Origin of the sequence: Marinobacter sp. NSM (assembly GCF_052380025.1) — a bacterium.
In the GTDB taxonomy this organism is placed as follows: Bacteria; Pseudomonadota; Gammaproteobacteria; order Pseudomonadales; family Oleiphilaceae; genus Marinobacter.
On sequence record NZ_JBQTCK010000001.1, the window covers coordinates 48910 to 69097 of the forward strand.

The following is a 20188-nucleotide window of genomic DNA, read 5'->3' on the forward strand; positions in this document are numbered from 1 at the left end:
ATGGCGCTTGATGCTGACGAAGAGATCCTGCAGGACTTCCTGGTTGAGGCCGGCGAGATTCTCGAAAAGCTGTCCGAGCAGCTGGTAGATCTTGAGCAGCATCCGGATGACAGCAACCTGCTCAACGCCATCTTCCGTGGTTTCCACACGGTCAAGGGCGGTGCCGGGTTCCTGCAGCTCGAAGCGCTGGTCAACTGCTGTCACTCTGCGGAAAATGTGTTCGATATCCTTCGCAACCACAAGCGCAAGGTTACCTCCGAATTGATGGACGTGGTGCTGGAAGCCCTGGACCACGTCAACGCCATGTTTGATCAGGTTCGTAACCGTGAAGAGCCGACGCCGGCTCCGGACGAATTGATCGCCGCGCTGGATGAACTTGCCAAGCCGGAAAGCGACACGGCAGCGCCAGCAACGCCAACCCCAGAACCCGAACCTGCCGTGGGTGGGGGCAATGATTCCGGTGATATTACCGACGAAGAATTCGAGCAACTGTTGGATGCTCTGGCCGATGAAAAAGGTGCGGATCAACAGCCGGCGGCCGCACCGGAAAATACCTCTGACAATGACGCCGGATCAGACGGCGACGAGATCACCGACGACGAGTTTGAAGCCCTGCTGGACCAGTTGCATGGCAAAGGCCAGTTTGCCGGCCCCCCGGTTGTTGATAACGACACCCCGCCGGAGCGGGAACCAGAAGAACCGGCAAAATCATCCACTGGTGATGATCTGATCACCGATGACGAGTTTGAAAACCTGCTGGATGAGCTGCACGGCAAAGGCAAGAGCCCTGGTGCAGCCCCCGTAGCGGAGACCAAACCTGAGCCTGCGGCCAAGCCTGAGCCAAAGAAGCCGGAACCAAAACAACCGGAACCCGCCAAGCAGGAAGCCAAACCGGCAGCCCCCGCCGCCCCGGCAAGAGATGCGGCGCCCGCAGCCGAGACCACCGTGCGGGTGGATACCAAGCGCCTTGACGACATCATGAATATGGTGGGTGAGTTGGTGCTGGTCCGTAATCGCCTGCAGCGTCTGGGCTCCGAGAGCGAAGATGAACATATGCACAAGGCGGTCGCCAACCTCGACGTGGTGACCACCGATTTGCAGGCGGCGGTCATGCAGACCCGCATGCAACCGATCAAAAAGGTATTCGGGCGCTTCCCACGGGTGGTACGAGACCTGGCCCGAGGGCTGAAGAAAGAAATCAACCTGGTGATGCACGGGGAAGAAACCGACCTGGACAAGAACCTGGTCGAAGCGCTGTCCGACCCGCTGGTTCACCTGGTAAGAAACTCCGTTGATCATGGCATTGAAATGCCAGAGGTGCGGGAAAAGGCCGGAAAGCCCCGTGCAGGCACTGTTACTCTGTCAGCGGAACAGGAGGGGGATCATATCCTGCTTTCCATCTCTGACGACGGTGCGGGTATGAACCCTGATGTTCTGCGCCGAAAAGCGGTGGAGAAGGGACTGTACGACCAGGATGCCGCAGATCGACTGACCGATAATGAGTGTTTTAACCTGATTTTTGCCGCCGGTTTCTCGACCAAGGAACAGATATCCGATGTGTCTGGCCGGGGCGTTGGTATGGACGTGGTGAAGACCAAGATCGGCCAACTTAACGGCCAGATCGACATCGTGTCTGAACAGGGCAAGGGCACCAGCATTATTATCAAGGTGCCGCTCACCCTGGCTATCATGCCTACGCTGATGATCATGCTAGGCGATCAGTCCTTCGCTTTGCCCCTGGTGAACGTGGTTGAAATTTTCCATCTGGATTTGTCGAAAACGAACATCGTCGATGGCCGGGAGTGCATCGTGGTTCGTGACAAGGTATTCCCGCTGTTCCATATCAAGCGCTGGCTGGTACATGGCGCAGCTGGGCAGAAAGAGCCGGAAAACGCCCATGTGGTGATTGTGGCCATGGGTACAAAGCAGGTCGGGTTCGTGGTGGACCAGCTGATCGGCCAGGAAGAGGTGGTGATCAAGCCCCTGGGGCGGGCGTTACAGGGTACGCCCGGTATGGCCGGGGCCACCATCACCGGTGACGGCCGCATTGCCCTGATTATTGACGTACCCAGCCTTCTTCAGCATTACGGTTAGCGGTGCCAGGGCAGACAACATGCAGGATTGTTTAGGAGAAATGGATGACAGTTTCTGTCCTGGTCGTTGATGATTCAGGGTTCTTTCGCAAACGGCTGACGGAAATCCTCACGGCCTCGGGGCAGATCGAGGTTGTTGGTGCGGCAACCAATGGCCGTGAAGGGGTGGAGCTGGCCGAAAAGCTGCGCCCTGATGTGATTACCATGGACTACGAAATGCCCGTGATGGATGGCATTTCGGCGGTTCGTGAAATCATGAAAAAGCACCCGACCCCGGTGTTGATGTTCTCCTCTCTGACGTATGAGGGCGCGCGGGTTACTCTGGATGCCCTTGAAGCCGGGGCAGTGGACTTCCTGCCCAAGAACTTCGAGGAAATTGCCCGGGATACCAGCCAACTTCAGAAAATCCTCATCGATCGGATTCTTGACGTGGCCGGCAGCAAGCCCAGCGGTCGTTCTGCGGCTCCGGTTGCGCGCCCGGCAGCGCCGCGTTCCGGGGGGGCGCGCCCGGCTGCCCCGCAGCCTCCAGAGCGGCCCGCCAGACCGGTAACCCGCGACCGCTCAGCCCCGGTCCAGCCAGAGCCGACCCGCCAGCCGGAAGCGCCAAGACGGCCCTCCCGGAAAGCCGCACCAAGACATTACAGCGTGGTTGCAATTGGCACTTCCACAGGAGGACCGGTGGCGCTGCAGAAGGTCTTGACCGCGCTGCCGGCGTCGTTCCCGGCTCCCATTGTGCTGGTGCAGCACATGCCTGCCAGCTTTACCCCGGCTTTTGCCGAGCGCCTGAACAAACTTTGCCGTATTCAGGTCAAGCAGGCAGAGGATGGCGATATCCTGAAGCCTGGTCATGCCCTGTTGGCGCCCGGCGGCAAGCAAATGATGATCGAAAATCGTGGCGGTCAGGCGAGAGTCAGGATCCTGCCGGGTGACGAACGGCTGAACTACAAACCCTGTGTGGATGTCACTTTCGGTTCTCTTGCCCGCAGCTTCCCGGGAAAAACCCTGGGCGTCATCCTGACGGGAATGGGAGCAGACGGTAAAGAAGGCTGCCGGATGATGAAGCAGTCCGGTTCGGTGGTCTGGTCCCAGGACGAGAAATCCTCGGTGATCTACGGCATGCCCATGGCCGTCGCCAAGGCCGGATTGAGTGACGAAATCCTGCCGCTTGATGAAGTGGGCCCCCGGCTGGTTGAAGGCGTGAGCTGATGGATATTCTGAGCCTGCTGGGCATCATCCTTGCCTTTGTAGCCATCCTGGGTGGCAATCTGCTAGAAGGTGGTGCCGTCGGTTCCCTGTTCAATGGGCCTGCCGGGCTGATCGTGGTTGGGGGCACACTGGCGGCCACCATTCTGCAAACCTCCTGGCCGATGCTCAAGCGTGCCATGGCGCAGATTCGCTGGGTGTTTGTGCCGCCCTACATCAGCCTGGAGGATGGTATTGGCAAGGTCATCGACTGGAGCGTGAAGGCTCGTAAGCAGGGTTTGCTGGGCCTTGAGGGTCTGGCAGAGCGAGAGCCGGAGAAATTTGCCCGCAAAGGGCTGCAGTTGCTGGTTGACGGCGCTGAGCCGGAAGCCATCCGCAGCATTATGGAAGTGGATCTGGAATCCCGTGAACAGCGGGATCTTGAGGCGGCGCGTATCTACGAAGCCATGGGTGGTTATTCGCCGACGATCGGTATCATCGGGGCGGTCATGGGCCTGATACAGGTAATGACCAATCTTGAAGACCCGCAGTCCCTGGGAAGCGGCATTGCCACCGCGTTCGTAGCCACCATCTACGGCGTGGCCCTGGCTAATCTGCTGTTTTTCCCTGTCGCCAACAAGTTGCGAAGTATCGTCAAGGAACGTACCCGCTACGAAGACATGATGATCGATGGCATCATCGCCATCGCTGAGGGTGAGAACCCGAAATCCATTGAACTGAGGCTGCGGGGCTTCCTGCACTAATCAGGACGGAATAGCCTATGCGTCGGCGCAGACAACCCCAGGATGACCTGCACAACAAAGAGCGTTGGCTGATTTCCTACGCGGATTTCATCACGCTTCTGTTCGCTTTTTTTGTCGTCATGTACTCGGTGTCCTCGGTTAACGAGGGCAAATACAAAGTTCTGTCCGAAACCCTGACAGGCGTGTTTAACGCACCCCAGCGCTCGGTGCAGCCGGTCCAGGTGGGCGACCAGCCACTGCGGGTACGGACCAGTTCACCAGAAGACGTCATTCCCCCGCCGGTCACCGAAGCCCCTCGCAATCCTCAACTGGATGCCGAGAGCCGCACACAAGCCCTCAGAACCATGGCAGATCAACTGACTATGGAGTTTGATGAACTGATCAGTCAGGGCGTGGTCAGCCTGGAAACCAATGAACACTGGCTGGAGCTAAACCTGCCAAACAGCATGCTGTTCAGTAGTGGCGACGCCGAACCCCACCATGATGCCTTCCAGGTCATCGAAAAAATCGCGACAGTGCTTCGCAACCGGGATAACGCCGTGAAGGTGGAAGGTTTTACCGATAATCAACCAATCAGAACCAGCCGGTTTCCGTCCAACTGGGAGCTTTCCAGTGCCAGGGCATCGGCGGTCGCTCGCATGTTGATGATGGAAGGTGTCGAGCCCGAGCGCCTGGCAGCAGTGGGTTACGGCCAGTACCAACCGGTGGCAAGAAACGATACCGAGGAGGGGCGGCGGCGTAATCGCCGGGTTGTACTTCTGATTTCCCGAGACGCCAGTATTCGAGGTGCCGTTCGCTGATCTATCGGTGGCAGATGCGTATGGCCGAACTGGCACGCTTCCTGTATTACAGTCTTTTTATCATCCGGATCGGCAAAGGCTTGCCGCGTAAAACGGACAGCGGACAGTCAAGTTTCGGGTCCGCGTGCCGATATGGTCAGTAGCGGCCGGTATTTCTGTCGGGCATAGCCAAACTGGAGTAACAAGCGTGCGTATCTGGGCTGTAGCCAATCAAAAAGGTGGTGTAGGTAAGACAACCTCGGTGGTAGCCCTCGGCGGGTTGCTGGCCGAACGCGGCAAGCGCGTGCTGGTGGTCGACCTGGACCCCCATGGCTCTCTGACCAGCTGGTTCGGGTATGACCCGGATTCGCTGGCGCACAGCGTATTCGATCTGTTTCAACACCAGGGCAAGGTGCCGGATGGCTTGCCTGCCCAGCTGATTACCGAGACCAGTTGTCCTAACCTGTCGCTGCTACCGGCCAGCACCGCCCTGGCCACACTGGAGCGACGGATGATTGGCGTGGAGGGCATGGGGCTGATTGTCTCCCGGGCCCTGGCGCAACTCTGGGATGACTTTGACTACGTGATTCTCGACAACACGCCGTCGTTGGGCGTGTTGATGGTCAATGCCCTGGCGGCGGCCCAGCACCTGATTATCCCGGTGCAGACGGAGTTTCTGGCGATCAAGGGCCTGGAGCGTATGCTGCACACCCTGCAAATGATAATGCGTTCCCAGAAGAACGAATTGTCGTACACCATCGTGCCTACGCTTTACGACCGCCGCACCCAGGCCTCCGTGAAGAGCCTGAATCTGCTGCGTAAAACCTACGGCGATAACCTCTGGCGTTTTGCCATTCCGGTGGACACCAAATTCCGGGATGCCAGCCAGGCCGGTCTCATCCCCTCCGTACTGGATGCGGAAACTCATGGTGTTCGGGCCTACCGGCACCTGCTTGACGATGTTCTGGCGTTGACCGCTACCACGAGGGAGCGGCAGCATGGCTGACAAAAAAATGACACAGCTGGCCACGCCCGACGCGGCGATCGCCAGTTACCTCGACGAACTTCTGCACACGGCAACCAGCAGTGTAAAGGAACAAGAGCCCGAAAAGGTTCAGCTGGCGCCGACGCCGAAGACCGAAACCAAAGCCAGAGTACGGGAAAAGCCCGTCCAGATCGCGAAACCAGAGCCTGTACCGGTTATCGAGGAAGCGCCGCAGGCACCGCCGGAGGCCACCGTGGTGACTACCCCGGAGCCGTCGGCAGACAGCACAGAACCACCGACTCGGCCAGACTGGTCTCAGGGGCCTTTTGAGTGTCTGATTTTTACGGTGGCAGGCCTGCAACTTGCCGTACCCCTGGTGTTGCTTGGTGCCATTCATCGAATTGAAGAGGAAATCCGGCCGATTCCCGGCAGTCCCCGGTGGTACATGGGAATTCGCCCTGACAGGGACCATAACCTGCGGGTGGTAGACACCGCAGAGTGGATCATGGCCGGGCGGGTTCCCGCCGGTGCCAGGGATAACTATCGGTTTGTTATCCGTCTGGATGACAGCGATTGGGGCCTGGCCTGTGACGATGTCGCCCAGTCGTTCACCCTCAAACCGGATGAGGTTCGCTGGCGCACCGCGCGGAGCAAGCGGCCCTGGCTGGCCGGCACGGTAATTGATCACATGTGCGCACTGATTGATGTCAGAACCATGGCGCACTTGTTGGTGAGAGCGGAGCGGGAACACCATCTGGATCTGAGTTAAGGTGACCGCACAGGCAGAAACTGTACAGATTAGTTACTGAAAGAAACCGTGTAAGGCTGGCACGGTTTGTGCCCTTAACTATAGTATTGGGCACTGATGATGAATTTTTGACGATCAGGTTGCCCGCCGGGCAGCCGAAAAGGAGAGAGCGCTATGGCATCCCCGAGCGGACAAGTGAATCAGGCCCAGGATGATCAGGTACTGCAGTACGTGACCTTCCGCCTGGATGATGAGACCTATGGCATCAATGTGATGCAGATCCAGGAAGTACTTCGGTATACCGAGATTGCTCCGGTACCGGGTGCTCCGGATTACGTACTGGGCATCATCAACCTGCGGGGCAACGTGGTTACGGTTATTGATACCCGTCGGCGCTTCGGCCTGGCGGACGCAGAAGTGACGGACGCCACGCGCATTGTGGTAATGGAATCTTCCAGCCAGGTCATGGGTATTCTGGTGGATTCAGTGGCGGAAGTGGTCTATCTCAAGGCCAGTGAAATTGAAACCGCACCGAACGTGGGTAACGAGGAAAGTGCCAAGTTTATCCAGGGCGTGTGCAACAAGAATGGCGAGCTGATTATTCTCGTCGAGTTCGACAAAATGTTGTCAGACCACGAGTGGGCTGAAATCGCATCGCTGTAAGGGCTTGTCCTTCCAGCGCTCCCGATGGACGTCTTCCGTGGTGACACACAAGGGAGACGTCTGTCATGAGTTATACCATTCCTTCCTGGCTCCCCTGGGGCCTGACTGCAATCGCGATTGGCCTTGTCCTGGTTCAGGGCATCATCCATGGTCGTCAGATCCGCGCATTGCGGGCTTCCGTTAAACAGCGTTGCGACACCCTTGGTCGTGAATTGCATGCCACGACCAGTGGCAGCATGGGGGTAGGCCAACGCCTGGTGGCCTGCGAGCGGCAACTGCATGAGCTGCGGAACGCCCTGGATGAAATGCGCCAGAACGACCCGCTGAGAATTTCCTACGACGAAGCGGCTCGCCTGGTTGATCTTGGTGCGGATATCGACGATCTTATGAATACGTGCGGAATATCCCGCCCCGAGGCCGAACTGGTGTCCGCGTTGAAGAAGCGTCAGGCGGCCTGATTCAGAGCAGTCACAGGCGTTGCTGAATGAAGAAACTCTACCCGAGAGCCGCCGAGGCTCTCACCGCTGTAGACCGTCGGGCGTTCGTCTCCGGTGCTGATATTGGCCCGTCAATTACCGGCCATTCCATTCCCAAGGAAGAAACCGTTGAACATCTTCTGGCACTGTGCCCGGAGATTGAGCCTGATCACGTGGTTATGCACATCGGCGGTGGTTCCGGCTATCTCACTGCCGTGCTGTCCGAGCTGGCGTACCGGGTTCTGTACGTGGATCGCAATCCGGTCATCGCCGAAAAAGCCAGAGAGCGATTTACCCTCGGGGGCAAACACAACATTGAGGTGCTGACGGCTGATGCGGGTCGTGGCGTACCGACCGACGAGTTATGTGACCTGATCCTGTGTACCACCTTTATTCCCGAGCCTGCGGCTTTGGTGACAGCGTTACGTGACGGCGGCAAGCTGGTGTGCCTGGAAGGCCGGGCGGGGCCGGTACCAAGTCTGGCCATGTTCCAGCGCAGTGGTACACGAATGGAGAGGGTTAGAACCCTTGGTTGGGTGGATTTCAACCGCAATGCCGAGCAGATCCTGATTGATCTGGGTATTGTGGACGAGGCTATTCTGGCGCAAGCAAGGGTAGAAGCGGCCAAGAAGAACGAGCGTATTCTGGACGTGGTCCGGAGCAAGCTGAATCTGGAAGAGATTGATCTTTACCGGTCCCTGGCCCAACAACGGGGAATGACCTTCACGGATGCTGACGAAGTGCTTGGCACCCTGCAAACCGAACTGTTCAGGCGGTTCTCCCGAACGTTCCTCGATCTTTCCCGGATGATCCCGGTGGCGGAGGAAGACGGCAGCCTGACGGTGGTCACCGACGACCCTGACGCCCGTACCGATCAACTGGAACGCCTGACACCCAGGCACAGTATCACCTGCCTTCTGGTTACGCCGACCGACTTCCGAAGGATTTGGTCAGCCCTGGATCTGACCGTCAAGGGCAGCCGGTTTGTCGCAGAGCACGGCAAGGCCGCTCCAGAAAACGAGAACGCCCGGTCCCGGGACCTGCTGGGAGAGGAGAAGGGCCACAACCGGAGTATCAGCCCCTATCTGGTCTCAGTGTATGAGGCCATCTTGCTGGACGCGGTCAGTGAGAAAGCCAGCGACATACATATCGAACAGTACGAGAACCGGGTTCGCATCCGTTTGCGGGTGGATGGCGAGTTACGCGACCTTCCCCAGTACCAGTTGTCTGCCCGTGAAATCCGGGGTGTGATCAACGTCATCAAGCTGCGGGCCGAGCTCAATATTGCCGAACACCGTTTGCCCCAGGGCGGGCGCTCCCGGTTGCAGCTGGGAGATACCTCGTACGATCTCAGAATCCAGACCCAGCCATCGTTGCATGGCGAAAATGCCATTATTCGGTTGTTACCCCAGACCGGGCGGGCCATGACCATCGCCGAGCTGGGTATGTCACCGGCCATTGGCAGCCGCTACCAGCGTTTGCTGGACAACCCGGCGGGCCTGGTGCTCGTGGTTGGGCCGACCGGGTCGGGTAAATCCACAACCTTGTATGCGGGCCTGCAGACCCTCGCCGATGACGGCCGCCGTAAAGTGATCACGGTGGAAGATCCCATCGAGTATTCCATTGAGAACATCCAGCAAACCCGCGTGCGTGCGGACATTGGTTTCAGCTTTGCGGATGCCATGCGAGCGTTCGTTCGGGAAGATCCGGATGTCATTCTGGTGGGCGAAATCCGGGACCAGGAGACTGCTCTGGAAGCTATCCGGGCCTCCCAGACCGGGCACGTGGTGCTCTCGACACTGCATTGTAACGACGCTGTGGATTCCCTCCAGCGCCTGTACGATCTCGGGGTTCACCCCAACTCTATCGCCGGTGAACTGCTGGCGGTGATTGCCCAGCGCCTGGCCAAACGTATCTGCAAACATTGTCGCAAACCGGCCAAACCGGACCCTGCCATTATGGCCGAGGTGTTTCCGGATGGCGCGCCTGCAGATTTCCGGTGTTTCCAGGGAAGAGGCTGCGATAAATGCAACGGCCGTGGCACCCAGGGGCGAGTGGCAATTGTTGAGTATATGGAAGTGGAAACCGATATCCGAAATGCCATTTCCAGCCAGCCCCCCATCGGTGAGCTGCGTTGGCGGGCCCTGGATGCCGGCCTGGTGACCATGCGGGACACCGCACTGGATCACGTTATTGAAGGGATTATCCCGCTGTCGGAGCTGCCGCGCATCCTGCCGAGAGAGCGTATGGCGCCGGAAGTTCGCGGCGGTCGCAGGAGTATCGGATGAAACACAATAAACAAGCCACACGCTCGGCCCAGAGGGAGCCGGCCGAAGTGACCTATCGGGAAGAGCTCGAAAAACTGATCGCCATGGACTCGGGGCCAGTGCCACCTGGTTGGCAGATGTCCCCCCGTGGGGTGGAGAAATTCCTGCTGGGCGATGACAAGCTGGGTATCGAACGCAAGTTCGTCGCCGATCGCGGTGTGGTAGTCCGTATCATTATATCCCTGTGCACCAGTCGGGGTTGCCTGTTGGTCGGCGAACCCGGCACAGCCAAGTCCTGGTTGTCTGAGCTATTGGCGGCGGCGATCTCCGGCAATTCGACACTGACCCTTCAAGGCGGCGCTATCAGCCAGGTCAGTCAGTTGTTGTACAGCTGGAACGAAGCGATTCTGCACAGTGAAGGACCAACCCTGAACGCCCTGGTGCCAACACCATTGCTACGGGGCATGATGGAAGGGCGCCTGGTTCGCTTCGAAGAAATCGCCCGCTGCCCTCAGTCGTTGCAGGACGCCATACTGTCGGTATTGTCTGACCGGGTTGTGGTGATTCCGGAACTGGCCGGGGAGGAAGGGGTCATCCTGGCTCGGGAAGGGTTCAATCTGGTGGCTACCTCGAACAGCATCGATGAGGGCGTGCATAGTATGAGTGCCGCCCTCAAGCGTCGGATGGATTTCGAAGAAATCCGGCCTATCCGCCACCTGGCTGATGAAATGGACGTAGTCCTTCGTGAGGTGGCCAAGGCGAATCGGCGTGCCGGTGTCGAGGTGGCGCTGGATGAACCAGTGGTTGAGGTGTTGGTGACGCTGTTTCACGAATTGCGCAACGGCCAGACCCTGGATGGACGAAGCACCGACCGCCTTGCGGGCGCCGCCCTTTCAACCGCCGAAGCTGTCTCGGTGGCCCACGCGGCCAGCCTGAATGCCTGGTACTACGGTGGCGGAGCCATGACCGTGGAGCACCTGATGCACCACATCATTGGTTCCGCACTCAAGGATCAGCCGGAAGACCGGCGGCGCCTGAAGCACTATTTCGAGACCGCAGTGGCGCCCCGCAAAGGGGATCATTGGCAGCAGGCCTGGGCCCTGCGCTCACTGATTAACTGAAGCGCTGCCCTCGGTTGGCCGGGCGTCTCCGGGCGTCCGGCCCCGAATGTGAAACGCGAAAGCGAGTATTTCCGCAATCATCCGGTAAAGCTCTTCCGGGATTTCTTCGTTCAACGACAGTCTGGCGAGAATGCTGGCCAACTCGGCATTTTCATACAGCGGCACGTCGTGCTCCCTGGCGATGCGGATAATCTCTTCCGCCAGTTCCCAGGTCCCGGTTGCTGCGATAACCGGTGCCCGCTCGCCATCGTATTTCAGGGCGACGGCTGCCGGTATGGCTGTGTCAGTCTGTTTGTTCTTCATGCCTTGGTGTCCACCAGTCGGTGTTCCAGTCGGGTTTGTGTGCGCTGGGGGCTGCCGCGCCGGCAATCCAGGTCTTTTACCTCCAGCCCCAGGTCAGTCAGGCTCTGCCGAAGCAGCGGCAGTTCTTCGTGTACCTGGCGCAGGGTGCTCTGCTTTTCCGCCCACACCTGTGCACTGACGGACGGATACCGGAAAGAAACGTCGAAGTGAAGCGGCCCGGCTTCGTCCAGATCCATGGACAGCGCCAGCCGCCATTCACTGACAGTGGCATGACCGGTGGCTTTGGCAGACGCCTCGTCCCTTTCATATTGTTCCAGCCGCAGTTGAGCCATTCGTGGTTCCTGATGCGGCGTTAGCCAGGGCAATTCGATCAGTAGCGTGTTGGTGGGTGTGCCGGGTTCGGCACCGGCCCTGGCAGTAAGCACCTGGCTATGGAGCTGATTGACGGTAATCCGGTTCAGCATGCCGGCCAGCAGGCGCAGGGCTTGTGCCACCGACAGCGGTTCGGCCGTGCTGGTTGATGAAGGGCCAGTGGTATTCGGGAATTGCAGAGGTGATTGAACCAGGTCGTGGCTTGCAAGCGGTGTCAGCCGATTGAAGTGTTCAGGCCCCTGGCCCTGTGCAGCCAGGAGTGCATCTGCAACCCGAGCCAGGGCCAGCTTCAGATCGGTCGGCGAACCCTGGGCCGGGCTGGAATGCAATAACCTGGATTCTGCGAAAACTCCACTTTCGGTTAGCCATTGCCGGACCTGTTGGGCAATACCATCGGTCTTGCCCACGCCGGGTGCCAGGGCATCCGAGCGAGGCAGGCTAGCAAGCAGGTTCTGCAGTTGTTGCTGGGCCAGGGCAGGCAAGGGCTGGGTAGCATTTCCGACCGGTGGTTGGCCAGGTTGTAGCGCAGGCTTCAATCCACTGGTCAGACTTTGCAGCAGTTGCCCGAGCCCGGCCTGTAAATTCTGTTGCCAGGGCAGCCTCTGGGCCAGTGCCCGCGCAATACTGGCGTCTGGGCCCGGGGCCAGTTTGCCAAGTAGTCGCAGCTCGTTGCCGGCCCGCATCACCTTGATCAGATCGCCTGCGGACAGGCCTGCGGAATCCGGGCCGGTCGACACCGCTAAGGCACGGCCACGCAACTCCAGAAGCAGCTCATGGCCACCACCTTTCTGTTGAATAATGTCGGCCACCCGGGCCAGGGCGGTTTCATTATTGCTGAGCCCGAGTTGCATTAGCTGCTGCTGTGCAGATTTGAACGGGTCTGCCCGGGGCACAGACGTTGCACCGTCCCGAAGTTCAGGGGTAGCCTGCCCGGAGGAGCTCCGGGCCGCTGGCGCGTCCGGTGTTTTGACTGGAGGTTGTCCGCCGTTCAGCTTCATTGTCATGGATTTGATGTCGGGCAAGAGTATTCCGGTAACGCTTTCGTTATAATACGCCGCGCTGGCTGTGAATGCCGTGATTTCATGTTGGTACCTGCGTGACCTTCATCCATGCACCCGATGCCTGCTGCGCATCCTTCGTCCTGAAACGGGGCCACGATGTCCGAGCCGTTACTACAGGCGGTTGATCTCGAGTGTGAACGGGATGAGCGCCTGTTGTTCCAAAATCTGTCTTTCTCCATAGTGCCCGGTACGCTCACCCGTGTCGAGGGCCCCAATGGCTCAGGTAAAACCACTCTGCTACGTATTCTCGCGGGTTTGAACGATGCCTGGTTTGGAGACATTCTGTGGTGCGGGCAACCCCGGAGGTATGATCGCGAGTCGTTTCACCGAAACACCCTGTACCTGGGCCATCGGCCTGGTATCAAACCATTGCTGACGCCGATGGAAAACCTGCGGGCACTGATGGCGGGCCGCCGCCCGGTCAGTGACGAGGTGTTGGAGCAAGCCCTGGCCGGCACGGGTTTGGCGGGCTATGAACATGTTCCTTGTCGCAACCTCTCGGCAGGTCAGCAGCGCCGGGTCGCGCTGGCCCGGTTGCTGATCGCCGACGAGCCCCTGTGGTTGCTGGACGAAGTATTTACCGCCATCGACGCGGATGGCGTTCAGGCCATCGAAACCCTGCTCAGGCAGCGAGCGGCCGAGGGTGGCGCTATTCTGGTCACCACCCACCATGACCTTCAGGTTGAAGGTATGCGGCGTATTACCTTGGGCGGGGGGCAGTGTGATGAATAGCTCGGCCCATCATCTGATAAAACCGGTGGAACAGGGCGTCGGGCCTGTCAACGCCATGGCGGCGGTGTTCGCTCGCGATGTCAGAGTGGCGTTCCGGCAGCGCCAGGATCTGCTTAACCCCCTGTTGTTCTTTGTCATGGTTGTCACCCTGTTTCCCCTTGGTGTCAGCCCCGAGGTGGGGTTTCTGAAGCAGTCCGGGGCGGGCATTCTCTGGGTGGCGGCGCTGTTGTCGGTGCTGTTATCACTTGATCATCTGTTCCGGCATGATTTTGATGACGGCACCCTGGAGCAACTGGTGTTGCAGCCACAGCCGCTGTTCTTGCTCATCCTGGCAAAAACACTGGCGCATTGGATGCTCACCGGCCTGCCGTTGGTGGTGCTGACACCGGTTCTGGGCGTAATGGTGCATCTGGACGGGAACTCTGTTGCAATTCTGTGTCTAACGCTGCTGATTGGCACACCGGTACTCAGCCTGATTGGTTCTATTGGTGCTGCGTTAACACTGGGGCTGCGCTCTGCGGGCGTGCTCTTGTCATTACTGACTATTCCGCTGTACATTCCCGTGCTGATTTTCGGTACCGGCACGGTGGCAGCGGCGGCAGAAGGTGCGCCGGTGGCCGGCTACCTGGCCCTGATGGGGGCATTTCTGGTGCTGGCCCTGACATTGGCCCCGTTCGCTTCCGCGGCAGCGTTGCGGATCAGTATGTCCAACAGTTAAACGCCCCGGGTGCGCCCGCCGGCAAAACGAACAGTGAACAGTAAGACGGTGACTAACTGATGTGGCAATGGTTTCACAAATTGGGTTCCCCCAAGTGGTTCTTCGGGATTGCAACCCGGTTTATGCCCTGGCTTCTGGCCGGTGGTTTGCTCCTGCTGGCGGCGGGACTGGTTTGGGGTCTGGCTTTTGCGCCCAAGGATTATCTGCAGGGCAATAGCTACCGGATTATTTTCATTCACGTGCCCAGCTCTTTCCTGGCCCAGTCGATCTATGTCTCTATGGCGATCGCCGCAGTGGTGACTCTGGTATGGCGCATGAAACTGGCAGATGTTTTTGTCAAAGCCATAGCGCCGGTCGGGCTCGTGTTCACGTTCCTGTCGCTCTTTACCGGTGCTGTCTGGGGCAAGCCTACCTGGGGCACCTGGTGGGTTTGGGACGCCCGCCTGACCTCCATGCTGATTTTGCTGTTCCTTTATGGCGGCGCCATTGCCCTGGACCGGGCCATTAATGATGAAAAGTCTGCCGCTCGGGCCGTCGCGGTTCTGGTTCTGGTGGGGGTAGTAAATATCCCGATTATTCAATACTCCGTGGAGTGGTGGAATACGCTGCACCAGCCCTCCACGTTCAAGCTGACCGAAAAGCCTTCCATGCCCATGGAAATGTGGATGCCGTTGCTGCTTTCTGTACTGGGCCTTTACCTGCTGTTCGGCTGGTTCGCTTGTATCAGAATGAAAACTGAGATCCTGATTCGAGAGCAGAGAACCCGGTGGGTAAAAGATATGGTACTGGCAGGAAGGAAATAACCGATGGCGTTTGATTCGTTCTCAGCATTTATGGTGATGGAAGGCCACGGACCCTACGTGTGGGTATGTTACGCGGTCTTTGCCGTTCTGCTAGGTGGTTTGATGATCTGGTCAGTGAAGCGGAATCGAGTGGTCCTCGAAGACTGCCGGCGCCGGCATGAGACAGAAAGCCGGGCATCGGCCAGGGCACCGGGCAACGCATCGGCAACCTTTACCCGAGTTGAAATTCCCCAAGACTGAAGAGCAGGTAATTCATGCATCCGATTCGTAAAAAGCGACTGACCATTGTGTTGTTCCTGGTAGCCGGGCTTGCCATCGCCGTTGGCCTGACGACCTATGCGTTGCGCCAGAATATCAATCTGTTCTACGACCCAACTGAAATCGCTGATGGCAAGGCGCCGGTGGATGTTCGCATAAGGGCTGGCGGCATGGTAGAAGAGGGCAGCGTGGTGCGTGATCCGGAGAGCCTTAAGGTAGAATTCCGGGTGACCGATTATGCCTCATCTGTGTCCATGGAGTATGTGGGTATCCTGCCGGATCTGTTTGCCGAAGGTCAGGGCGTTGTTGCGATGGGGCGACTCAATGCGGACGGCCGGTTTGTTGCTGACCAGGTGTTGGCCAAGCACGATGAGACCTATATGCCACCGGAAGTAGCCGAGGCTCTGGAACGAGCATCGATGGGCAAGCATAAGGCTACCGACGTAGAGAAGGCCGCGGAATCCGCCGCTTACTAATTATTCACCCCCGATCCCCGTTGCTGGAGGAACCCGATGTATCCGGAACTCGGACAGCTTGCACTGATTATCGCGCTGCTGCTGGCAGTACTCCTTTCTGTCGTCCCGTTAGCCGGGGCATTGACTGGCCGTGACAGCCTGCAGGCGTTTGCCCGCCCGCTTTCTGCTGGCATGTTTGTGTTCACCGGGTTGTCTTTCGCGGTGCTTACCCATGCTTTCATGGTGGATGACTTTTCCGTTGCTTATGTGGCGAATAACAGCAACAGCATGTTGCCGTGGTACTACAAATTTAGTGCCGTATGGGGAGGGCATGAGGGCTCTTTGCTACTGTGGATTCTGATGCTGGCGGGCTGGACCCTGGCGGTGGCTGTGTTCAGCCGAAAGCTTCCGTCTGTCATGGTGTCGCAGGTGCTGTCGGTGATGGGAATGATCTGCGTTGGGTTCTTCCTGTTTATCATCATCACTTCAAACCCCTTCGAGCGCATTCTGCCAAACATTCCTGCCGACGGTCGGGACCTTAATCCGCTTTTGCAGGATATCGGGTTGATCTTGCATCCGCCTATGCTTTACATGGGCTACGTTGGCTTCTCTGTGGCCTTTGCCTTTGCCATCGCCGCTCTTATTAATGGCAAACTGGATGCGGCCTGGGCGCGCTGGTCTCGGCCCTGGACTACCGTGGCGTGGTCATTCCTGACGCTTGGTATTGCGCTGGGCAGCTGGTGGGCCTATTACGAACTTGGCTGGGGTGGCTGGTGGTTCTGGGATCCGGTGGAAAACGCCTCTCTGTTGCCTTGGCTGTCCGGCACTGCTCTTATGCATTCACTGGCGGTGACTGAAAAACGGGGCGTTTTCAAGAGTTGGACAGTTTTGTTGGCGATTGTCACCTTCTCACTGAGCCTGTTGGGCGCCTTCCTGGTTCGGTCCGGTGTTCTCACGTCGGTGCATTCGTTCGCCAATGATCCCGAGCGGGGAACCTTCCTTCTGGCGCTGCTGGGTATTACCGTCGTTTGTAGCCTCACACTGTATGCGTTCCGCGCGCCTGTGGTGCACGTGCGGTCCCGTTATGGTTCCCTGTCACGGGAAACCTTCCTTTTACTCAATAACGTGTTGCTGGTGGCAGCGACCCTGTTAGTGGCCCTTGGCACGCTTTACCCACTGGTTCTCGATTACCTGAACATGGGCAAGTTGTCGATTGGCGAACCCTTCTTTAACGCGACGTTCAGCCCTATGGCTGTGGCTGCCGGATTGCTGCTTGGGGCCGGTATCTTCTCGCGCTGGAAAAAAACAGACGGCGGCTGGATGGGGCGAAAACTGCTCTGGCCCCTGGCGGTCAGCATACTGGTTTCAACCGCGGTGATGTTGGTTTACGGTAGTTTTGCGCCTTGGGCATTCGCTGGCGTGTTCGCGGCGGCCTGGGTAACCCTGGCTACGATCTGGGACCTGTGGGACAAGTCTGCATCCCGGAACGGCCGTTGGCGCGGCTTGAAGCGCCAGTCGCGGAGCTATTACGGCATGGTGCTCGGGCACCTTGGTATGGCCATGGTGATGGCCGGCGCCACAGTGGTGTCAAATTATGGTATCGAGCGGGATGTACGCATGGTGCCGGGGGACGCCGCAGAAGTGGGTGGCTATACCGTGGTGTTCAATTACATCGGAGAGCGGCAGGGTCCAAACTTTACTGCCCAGTACGGTGAGTTTGATGTCTTCGTTGATGGCAGGCAGGTCGCCAACCTGCACCCCGAGAAACGCAATTACCCCGTGGGCATGAGCGTGATGACCGAGGCAGCCATTGATGCGGGATTCTTGCGGGATGTGTTTGTAGCCATCGGTGAGCGCATCACCGACGATGCCTGGGCCATTCGCCTGCAGTACAAGCCTCTGGTCCGGTGGTTATGGCTGGGGTCACTGATAATGGCGATTGGTGGTTTCCTGGCTATCTCAGACAAGCGTTACCGGATCCGGGTGAAGGCCGCGGCTGGGCTGACTGATCCGAAGACAAAAGCGGATACGTCGAGCGGGAAGCCGGTGGAGGCTGGCACATGAAGCGCTTGATGCTGTTTTTGCCCCTGGTGCTGGCTGTGGCTGTTGGTGTCTTTCTCGCGGCGGGCATTGGCAAAGATCCCACGGAGCTGGAATCGGCACTGATCGGCAAGCCGGTTCCCGAGTTTAGCCTGGAGAGCCTGCACGAGCCTGGTGAGATGCTGGATCAGTCCGTGTTCCAGGGCGAGGTGGCACTGCTCAATGTCTGGGGCGAATGGTGCCCGGCCTGCTGGGACGAACATGAATACCTGATGTGGCTTGCCAAAGACAAGGGTGTTCGCATTATCGGTCTTAACTACAAGGACCAGCGGGACAACGCGTTCCGTTTCCTGGGGCGCCTAGGTGACCCATACCAGGCCATCATCTTCGATCCACGAGGCACACTTGGCTTCGATCTGGGGGTTTACGGTGCCCCGGAGACCTTCGTGATCGACGCAGCGGGTGTTGTTCGCTATCGACATGTAGGTGTGGTTAACGAACGGGTATGGGAAGAGATACTGCTACCGGTCATCAATCAGGCAAGGGGGGCTGGCTGATGCGGTTCGTGCCGATTTTACTTGCAGCGTTGCTGGTGTTTTCAACGTCGGCCCGGGCTGAGGCACCAGAATTTTACGATTTCGATACCCAGGTTGAGGAACAGCGTTTTCGCAGCCTTATTGCTGAGCTTCGTTGCCCGAAATGCCAGAACCAGAACATTGCTGATTCCAACGCGCCAATCTCAAAGGATATGCGCGATCAGGTGTACTTGATGATGCAGGCTGGCGCAACGGATGAGGAGATTGTCGGTGCTTTGGTTGACCGGTTCGGGGAATTCGTTAAGTACAAGCCCCCGGTAGATCGACGCACTATTGTGCTCTGGGCGTTTCCAGCCATCGCCGTGTTCGGTGGTGTGCTGATCGTTGCTGGCGTTGTACTGCGCTCCCGGCGTCGAGATTCTGCGGCGCCAACCTTGAGCCCGGATGAAAAAGCGCGGGTCAATCGAATACTGGCCGATGAGGATCGGTGAACACTCCGCTGATCTCTGCAAACTCTTTTCAACTGTGATGATAACTCCATGACCGAAACATTCTGGATTGCCGCAACGGTACTCATTCTCTTTGCCTTGGCGTTTGTACTTTACCCGGTCTTTTTTCACCGTCCGCAAGCGCGCCAGGAGACCGACCTCAGAAACCAGAACCTGTTGGCGTATCGCAGCCGACTGAAAGAGCTGGAGCACGAATATGAATCAGGTGTTCTGGACGATGAAAACTACCAGCTGTTGAAAGAAGAGCTGGCTGGCGCCATGCTGGACGACGTTCCGGAAGATGAGGTTCCGGAGAAGCGCATCCCCGGCCGTCGCAGTGCCATGGTGGTTGCCCTGGCCGTTGTGTTGTTGTTACCTGCTGGCACCTTCCTGGCCTATGATCGCTGGGGTGCCATGGAACAGGTGGAGCAGTACCTGACGATGCAGGAGATGAACGCGTCCGGTGGTGAACAGGTAGCACGGGTTTCCGAGCTGGCTGAACAGTTGCGTAACCGGTTGGAGGCCAATCCCGATAACCCGGATGGCTGGGCCATGCTGGGCCAGACCTACATGCGCATTGAACGTTACGAGGACGCTGCCCAGGCGTTCCGCAGGCTGGCTGAGGCCGTTGAAGAAGATCCTGCTTCCAGTGCGGTGGCTTATGGACTGTCTGCCCAGGCCTTATTTTTTACCACTGAAGGCCAGATGACTCCGGAGATTGTGGAGGCCATCGAAGCGGCACAGGCGTTGAACCCGGACGAGGTGAACTCGCTGGGGTTATTGGGTATCAGTGCCTTCAGCCAGCAGAATTATCAGGGGGCCATTGAATACTGGGAGCGGATTGTGGAGGTGGCGCCGGATCACCCGCAGATTGCCTCAATCCGCGGTGGTATTGACGAGTCCTACCGGCGCCTCGGTCAGCAGCCTTCAGCACCTGAGGAGCCGGCCGAGCCCGTGTCGGCGAGTGGCCCGGGTGTTTCTTTACGGGTATCGCTGGATGAAGATCTTCAGGGCCAGGTACCTGCCGATACTGTATTGTTCATTTTTGCCCGGTCAGCGGGCACCAGCCAGGGGGCACCGGTGGCGGTTGCCCGCCTGACCGCCGGCGCCTTGCCGGCAGATATCCGGCTGGATGATCGCTACGCGATGTCACCGGAAACCACCATTTCGGCCGAGCAGGACGTGGTGATTATTGCGCGCCTCAGTCGCAGCGGCAGTGTTAACCCGCAGCCAGGAGACTGGCAGGGCAGGGTAGAGGCCCAGGTGCTGTCATCGGATGCCCAAGGTGAGCCCGTTCAGCTGGTGATCAATCAGGAACTCACCAACTGATTCTTCGGATCCTCT

At 58.5% G+C, this 20188-nt stretch carries 21 protein-coding genes; 19 read left to right on the top strand and 2 right to left on the bottom strand.

What is annotated here, in order from left to right:
• From ACTZWX_RS00240 to ACTZWX_RS00285, 10 genes are all read left to right on the top strand, one after another.
• Positions 1 to 2094 (top strand): chemotaxis protein CheA, encoded by a 2094-nt coding sequence (locus tag ACTZWX_RS00240; protein WP_444712248.1) that lies wholly within the window; start codon positions 1 to 3, stop codon positions 2092 to 2094.
• Between the two features lie 44 nt (positions 2095 to 2138).
• Complete coding sequence (locus ACTZWX_RS00245; protein WP_444712249.1) at positions 2139 to 3299, top strand: protein-glutamate methylesterase/protein-glutamine glutaminase; 1161 nt, start codon at positions 2139 to 2141, stop codon at positions 3297 to 3299.
• On the top strand, positions 3299 to 4039 hold the full coding sequence (locus tag ACTZWX_RS00250; RefSeq protein ID WP_444712250.1) for a flagellar motor protein: 741 nt from the start codon (positions 3299 to 3301) through the stop codon (positions 4037 to 4039). Before ACTZWX_RS00245 ends, ACTZWX_RS00250 begins: the two co-directional genes overlap by 1 nt.
• Before the next feature lie 17 nt (positions 4040 to 4056).
• Entirely contained in the window at positions 4057 to 4839 is a 783-nt protein-coding gene (gene motD / locus ACTZWX_RS00255) for a flagellar motor protein MotD (RefSeq protein WP_444712251.1), read from the top strand.
• Positions 4840 to 5026: 187 nt separating this feature from the next.
• Complete coding sequence (locus ACTZWX_RS00260; protein WP_444712252.1) at positions 5027 to 5824, top strand: ParA family protein; 798 nt, start codon at positions 5027 to 5029, stop codon at positions 5822 to 5824.
• Positions 5817 to 6572, top strand: a complete 756-nt coding sequence (locus ACTZWX_RS00265) for a chemotaxis protein CheW (RefSeq protein WP_444712253.1) — start codon at positions 5817 to 5819, stop codon at positions 6570 to 6572. Before ACTZWX_RS00260 ends, ACTZWX_RS00265 begins: the two co-directional genes overlap by 8 nt.
• 153 nt (positions 6573 to 6725) lie before the next feature.
• Positions 6726 to 7214 carry a chemotaxis protein CheW gene (locus ACTZWX_RS00270; RefSeq protein ID WP_072677648.1) on the top strand — a complete coding sequence of 163 codons (489 nt, stop codon included), beginning with the start codon at positions 6726 to 6728 and terminating at the stop codon, positions 7212 to 7214.
• Positions 7215 to 7279: 65 nt separating this feature from the next.
• A complete protein-coding gene (locus ACTZWX_RS00275) occupies positions 7280 to 7672 on the top strand; it encodes a DUF2802 domain-containing protein (protein ID WP_444712254.1) in 393 nt (130 codons plus the stop codon).
• 26 nt (positions 7673 to 7698) lie between these two features.
• The gene (locus ACTZWX_RS00280; RefSeq protein WP_444712255.1) at positions 7699 to 9978 is read left to right on the top strand and encodes an ATPase, T2SS/T4P/T4SS family; all 2280 of its coding nucleotides are present in this window, start codon (positions 7699 to 7701) and stop codon (positions 9976 to 9978) included.
• Positions 9975 to 11078 carry an ATP-binding protein gene (locus tag ACTZWX_RS00285; RefSeq protein ID WP_444712256.1) on the top strand — a complete coding sequence of 368 codons (1104 nt, stop codon included), beginning with the start codon at positions 9975 to 9977 and terminating at the stop codon, positions 11076 to 11078. The genes ACTZWX_RS00280 and ACTZWX_RS00285 overlap by 4 nt, the downstream gene beginning before the upstream one ends.
• Here the strand turns inward: ACTZWX_RS00285 and ACTZWX_RS00290 are convergent.
• Both ACTZWX_RS00290 and fliK read right to left on the bottom strand, forming a co-directional pair.
• Positions 11064 to 11381, bottom strand: coding sequence for an EscU/YscU/HrcU family type III secretion system export apparatus switch protein (locus tag ACTZWX_RS00290; protein WP_444712257.1), 318 nt, complete (start codon positions 11379 to 11381; stop codon positions 11064 to 11066). The genes ACTZWX_RS00285 and ACTZWX_RS00290 overlap by 15 nt on opposite strands.
• Positions 11378 to 12775, bottom strand: coding sequence for a flagellar hook-length control protein FliK (gene fliK, locus ACTZWX_RS00295; protein WP_444712258.1), 1398 nt, complete (start codon positions 12773 to 12775; stop codon positions 11378 to 11380). The genes ACTZWX_RS00290 and fliK overlap by 4 nt, the downstream gene beginning before the upstream one ends.
• A 135-nt stretch (positions 12776 to 12910) precedes the next feature.
• On the opposite strand from fliK, the gene ccmA reads away from it, so the two are divergent.
• From ccmA to ccmI, 9 genes are read left to right on the top strand one after another with little or no spacing between them, the layout of a single operon-like run.
• Positions 12911 to 13546, top strand: a complete 636-nt coding sequence (gene ccmA / locus ACTZWX_RS00300; protein ID WP_444712259.1) for a cytochrome c biogenesis heme-transporting ATPase CcmA — start codon at positions 12911 to 12913, stop codon at positions 13544 to 13546.
• Positions 13539 to 14264: a heme exporter protein CcmB gene (gene ccmB / locus ACTZWX_RS00305; protein WP_444712260.1), complete on the top strand. Its 726-nt coding sequence runs from the start codon at positions 13539 to 13541 to the stop codon at positions 14262 to 14264. The genes ccmA and ccmB overlap by 8 nt, the downstream gene beginning before the upstream one ends.
• A 59-nt stretch (positions 14265 to 14323) precedes the next feature.
• Entirely contained in the window at positions 14324 to 15067 is a 744-nt protein-coding gene (gene ccmC, locus ACTZWX_RS00310; RefSeq protein WP_444712261.1) for a heme ABC transporter permease CcmC, read from the top strand.
• A 3-nt stretch (positions 15068 to 15070) separates the two neighbouring features.
• Positions 15071 to 15307 carry a heme exporter protein CcmD gene (ccmD, locus tag ACTZWX_RS00315; protein ID WP_444712262.1) on the top strand — a complete coding sequence of 79 codons (237 nt, stop codon included), beginning with the start codon at positions 15071 to 15073 and terminating at the stop codon, positions 15305 to 15307.
• Between the two features lie 14 nt (positions 15308 to 15321).
• Positions 15322 to 15801: a cytochrome c maturation protein CcmE gene (gene ccmE, locus ACTZWX_RS00320; protein WP_444712263.1), complete on the top strand. Its 480-nt coding sequence runs from the start codon at positions 15322 to 15324 to the stop codon at positions 15799 to 15801.
• 36 nt (positions 15802 to 15837) lie between these two features.
• Complete coding sequence (locus tag ACTZWX_RS00325; RefSeq protein WP_444712264.1) at positions 15838 to 17844, top strand: heme lyase CcmF/NrfE family subunit; 2007 nt, start codon at positions 15838 to 15840, stop codon at positions 17842 to 17844.
• Positions 17841 to 18377, top strand: coding sequence for a DsbE family thiol:disulfide interchange protein (locus ACTZWX_RS00330; RefSeq protein ID WP_444712265.1), 537 nt, complete (start codon positions 17841 to 17843; stop codon positions 18375 to 18377). The genes ACTZWX_RS00325 and ACTZWX_RS00330 overlap by 4 nt, the downstream gene beginning before the upstream one ends.
• Positions 18377 to 18847: a cytochrome c-type biogenesis protein gene (locus tag ACTZWX_RS00335; protein WP_444712266.1), complete on the top strand. Its 471-nt coding sequence runs from the start codon at positions 18377 to 18379 to the stop codon at positions 18845 to 18847. The genes ACTZWX_RS00330 and ACTZWX_RS00335 overlap by 1 nt, the downstream gene beginning before the upstream one ends.
• 48 nt (positions 18848 to 18895) lie before the next feature.
• The gene (ccmI, locus tag ACTZWX_RS00340) at positions 18896 to 20173 is read left to right on the top strand and encodes a c-type cytochrome biogenesis protein CcmI (protein WP_444712267.1); all 1278 of its coding nucleotides are present in this window, start codon (positions 18896 to 18898) and stop codon (positions 20171 to 20173) included.
• Positions 20174 to 20188 lie beyond the last annotated feature (15 nt).

Bases quoted from the DNA above. Each gene is read 5' to 3' on its own strand.
- ccmE (WP_444712263.1), top strand. From the start codon at position 15,322: ATGCATCCGATTCGTAAAAAGCGACTGACCATTGTGTTGTTCCTGGTA.
- ACTZWX_RS00325 (WP_444712264.1), top strand. From the start codon at position 15,838: ATGTATCCGGAACTCGGACAGCTTGCACTGATTATCGCGCTGCTGCTG.
- ccmB (WP_444712260.1), top strand. From the start codon at position 13,539: ATGAATAGCTCGGCCCATCATCTGATAAAACCGGTGGAACAGGGCGTC.
- ACTZWX_RS00290 (WP_444712257.1), bottom strand. From the start codon at position 11,381: ATGAAGAACAAACAGACTGACACAGCCATACCGGCAGCCGTCGCCCTG.
- ccmA (WP_444712259.1), top strand. From the start codon at position 12,911: ATGTCCGAGCCGTTACTACAGGCGGTTGATCTCGAGTGTGAACGGGAT.
- ccmD (WP_444712262.1), top strand. From the start codon at position 15,071: ATGGCGTTTGATTCGTTCTCAGCATTTATGGTGATGGAAGGCCACGGA.
- ACTZWX_RS00275 (WP_444712254.1), top strand. From the start codon at position 7,280: ATGAGTTATACCATTCCTTCCTGGCTCCCCTGGGGCCTGACTGCAATC.
- ccmI (WP_444712267.1), top strand. From the start codon at position 18,896: ATGACCGAAACATTCTGGATTGCCGCAACGGTACTCATTCTCTTTGCC.
- ACTZWX_RS00285 (WP_444712256.1), top strand. From the start codon at position 9,975: ATGAAACACAATAAACAAGCCACACGCTCGGCCCAGAGGGAGCCGGCC.
- ccmC (WP_444712261.1), top strand. From the start codon at position 14,324: ATGTGGCAATGGTTTCACAAATTGGGTTCCCCCAAGTGGTTCTTCGGG.
- ACTZWX_RS00250 (WP_444712250.1), top strand. From the start codon at position 3,299: ATGGATATTCTGAGCCTGCTGGGCATCATCCTTGCCTTTGTAGCCATC.
- motD (WP_444712251.1), top strand. From the start codon at position 4,057: ATGCGTCGGCGCAGACAACCCCAGGATGACCTGCACAACAAAGAGCGT.
- ACTZWX_RS00280 (WP_444712255.1), top strand. From the start codon at position 7,699: ATGAAGAAACTCTACCCGAGAGCCGCCGAGGCTCTCACCGCTGTAGAC.
- ACTZWX_RS00265 (WP_444712253.1), top strand. From the start codon at position 5,817: ATGGCTGACAAAAAAATGACACAGCTGGCCACGCCCGACGCGGCGATC.
- ACTZWX_RS00335 (WP_444712266.1), top strand. From the start codon at position 18,377: ATGCGGTTCGTGCCGATTTTACTTGCAGCGTTGCTGGTGTTTTCAACG.
- ACTZWX_RS00330 (WP_444712265.1), top strand. From the start codon at position 17,841: ATGAAGCGCTTGATGCTGTTTTTGCCCCTGGTGCTGGCTGTGGCTGTT.
- ACTZWX_RS00245 (WP_444712249.1), top strand. From the start codon at position 2,139: ATGACAGTTTCTGTCCTGGTCGTTGATGATTCAGGGTTCTTTCGCAAA.
- ACTZWX_RS00240 (WP_444712248.1), top strand. From the start codon at position 1: ATGGCGCTTGATGCTGACGAAGAGATCCTGCAGGACTTCCTGGTTGAG.
- ACTZWX_RS00270 (WP_072677648.1), top strand. From the start codon at position 6,726: ATGGCATCCCCGAGCGGACAAGTGAATCAGGCCCAGGATGATCAGGTA.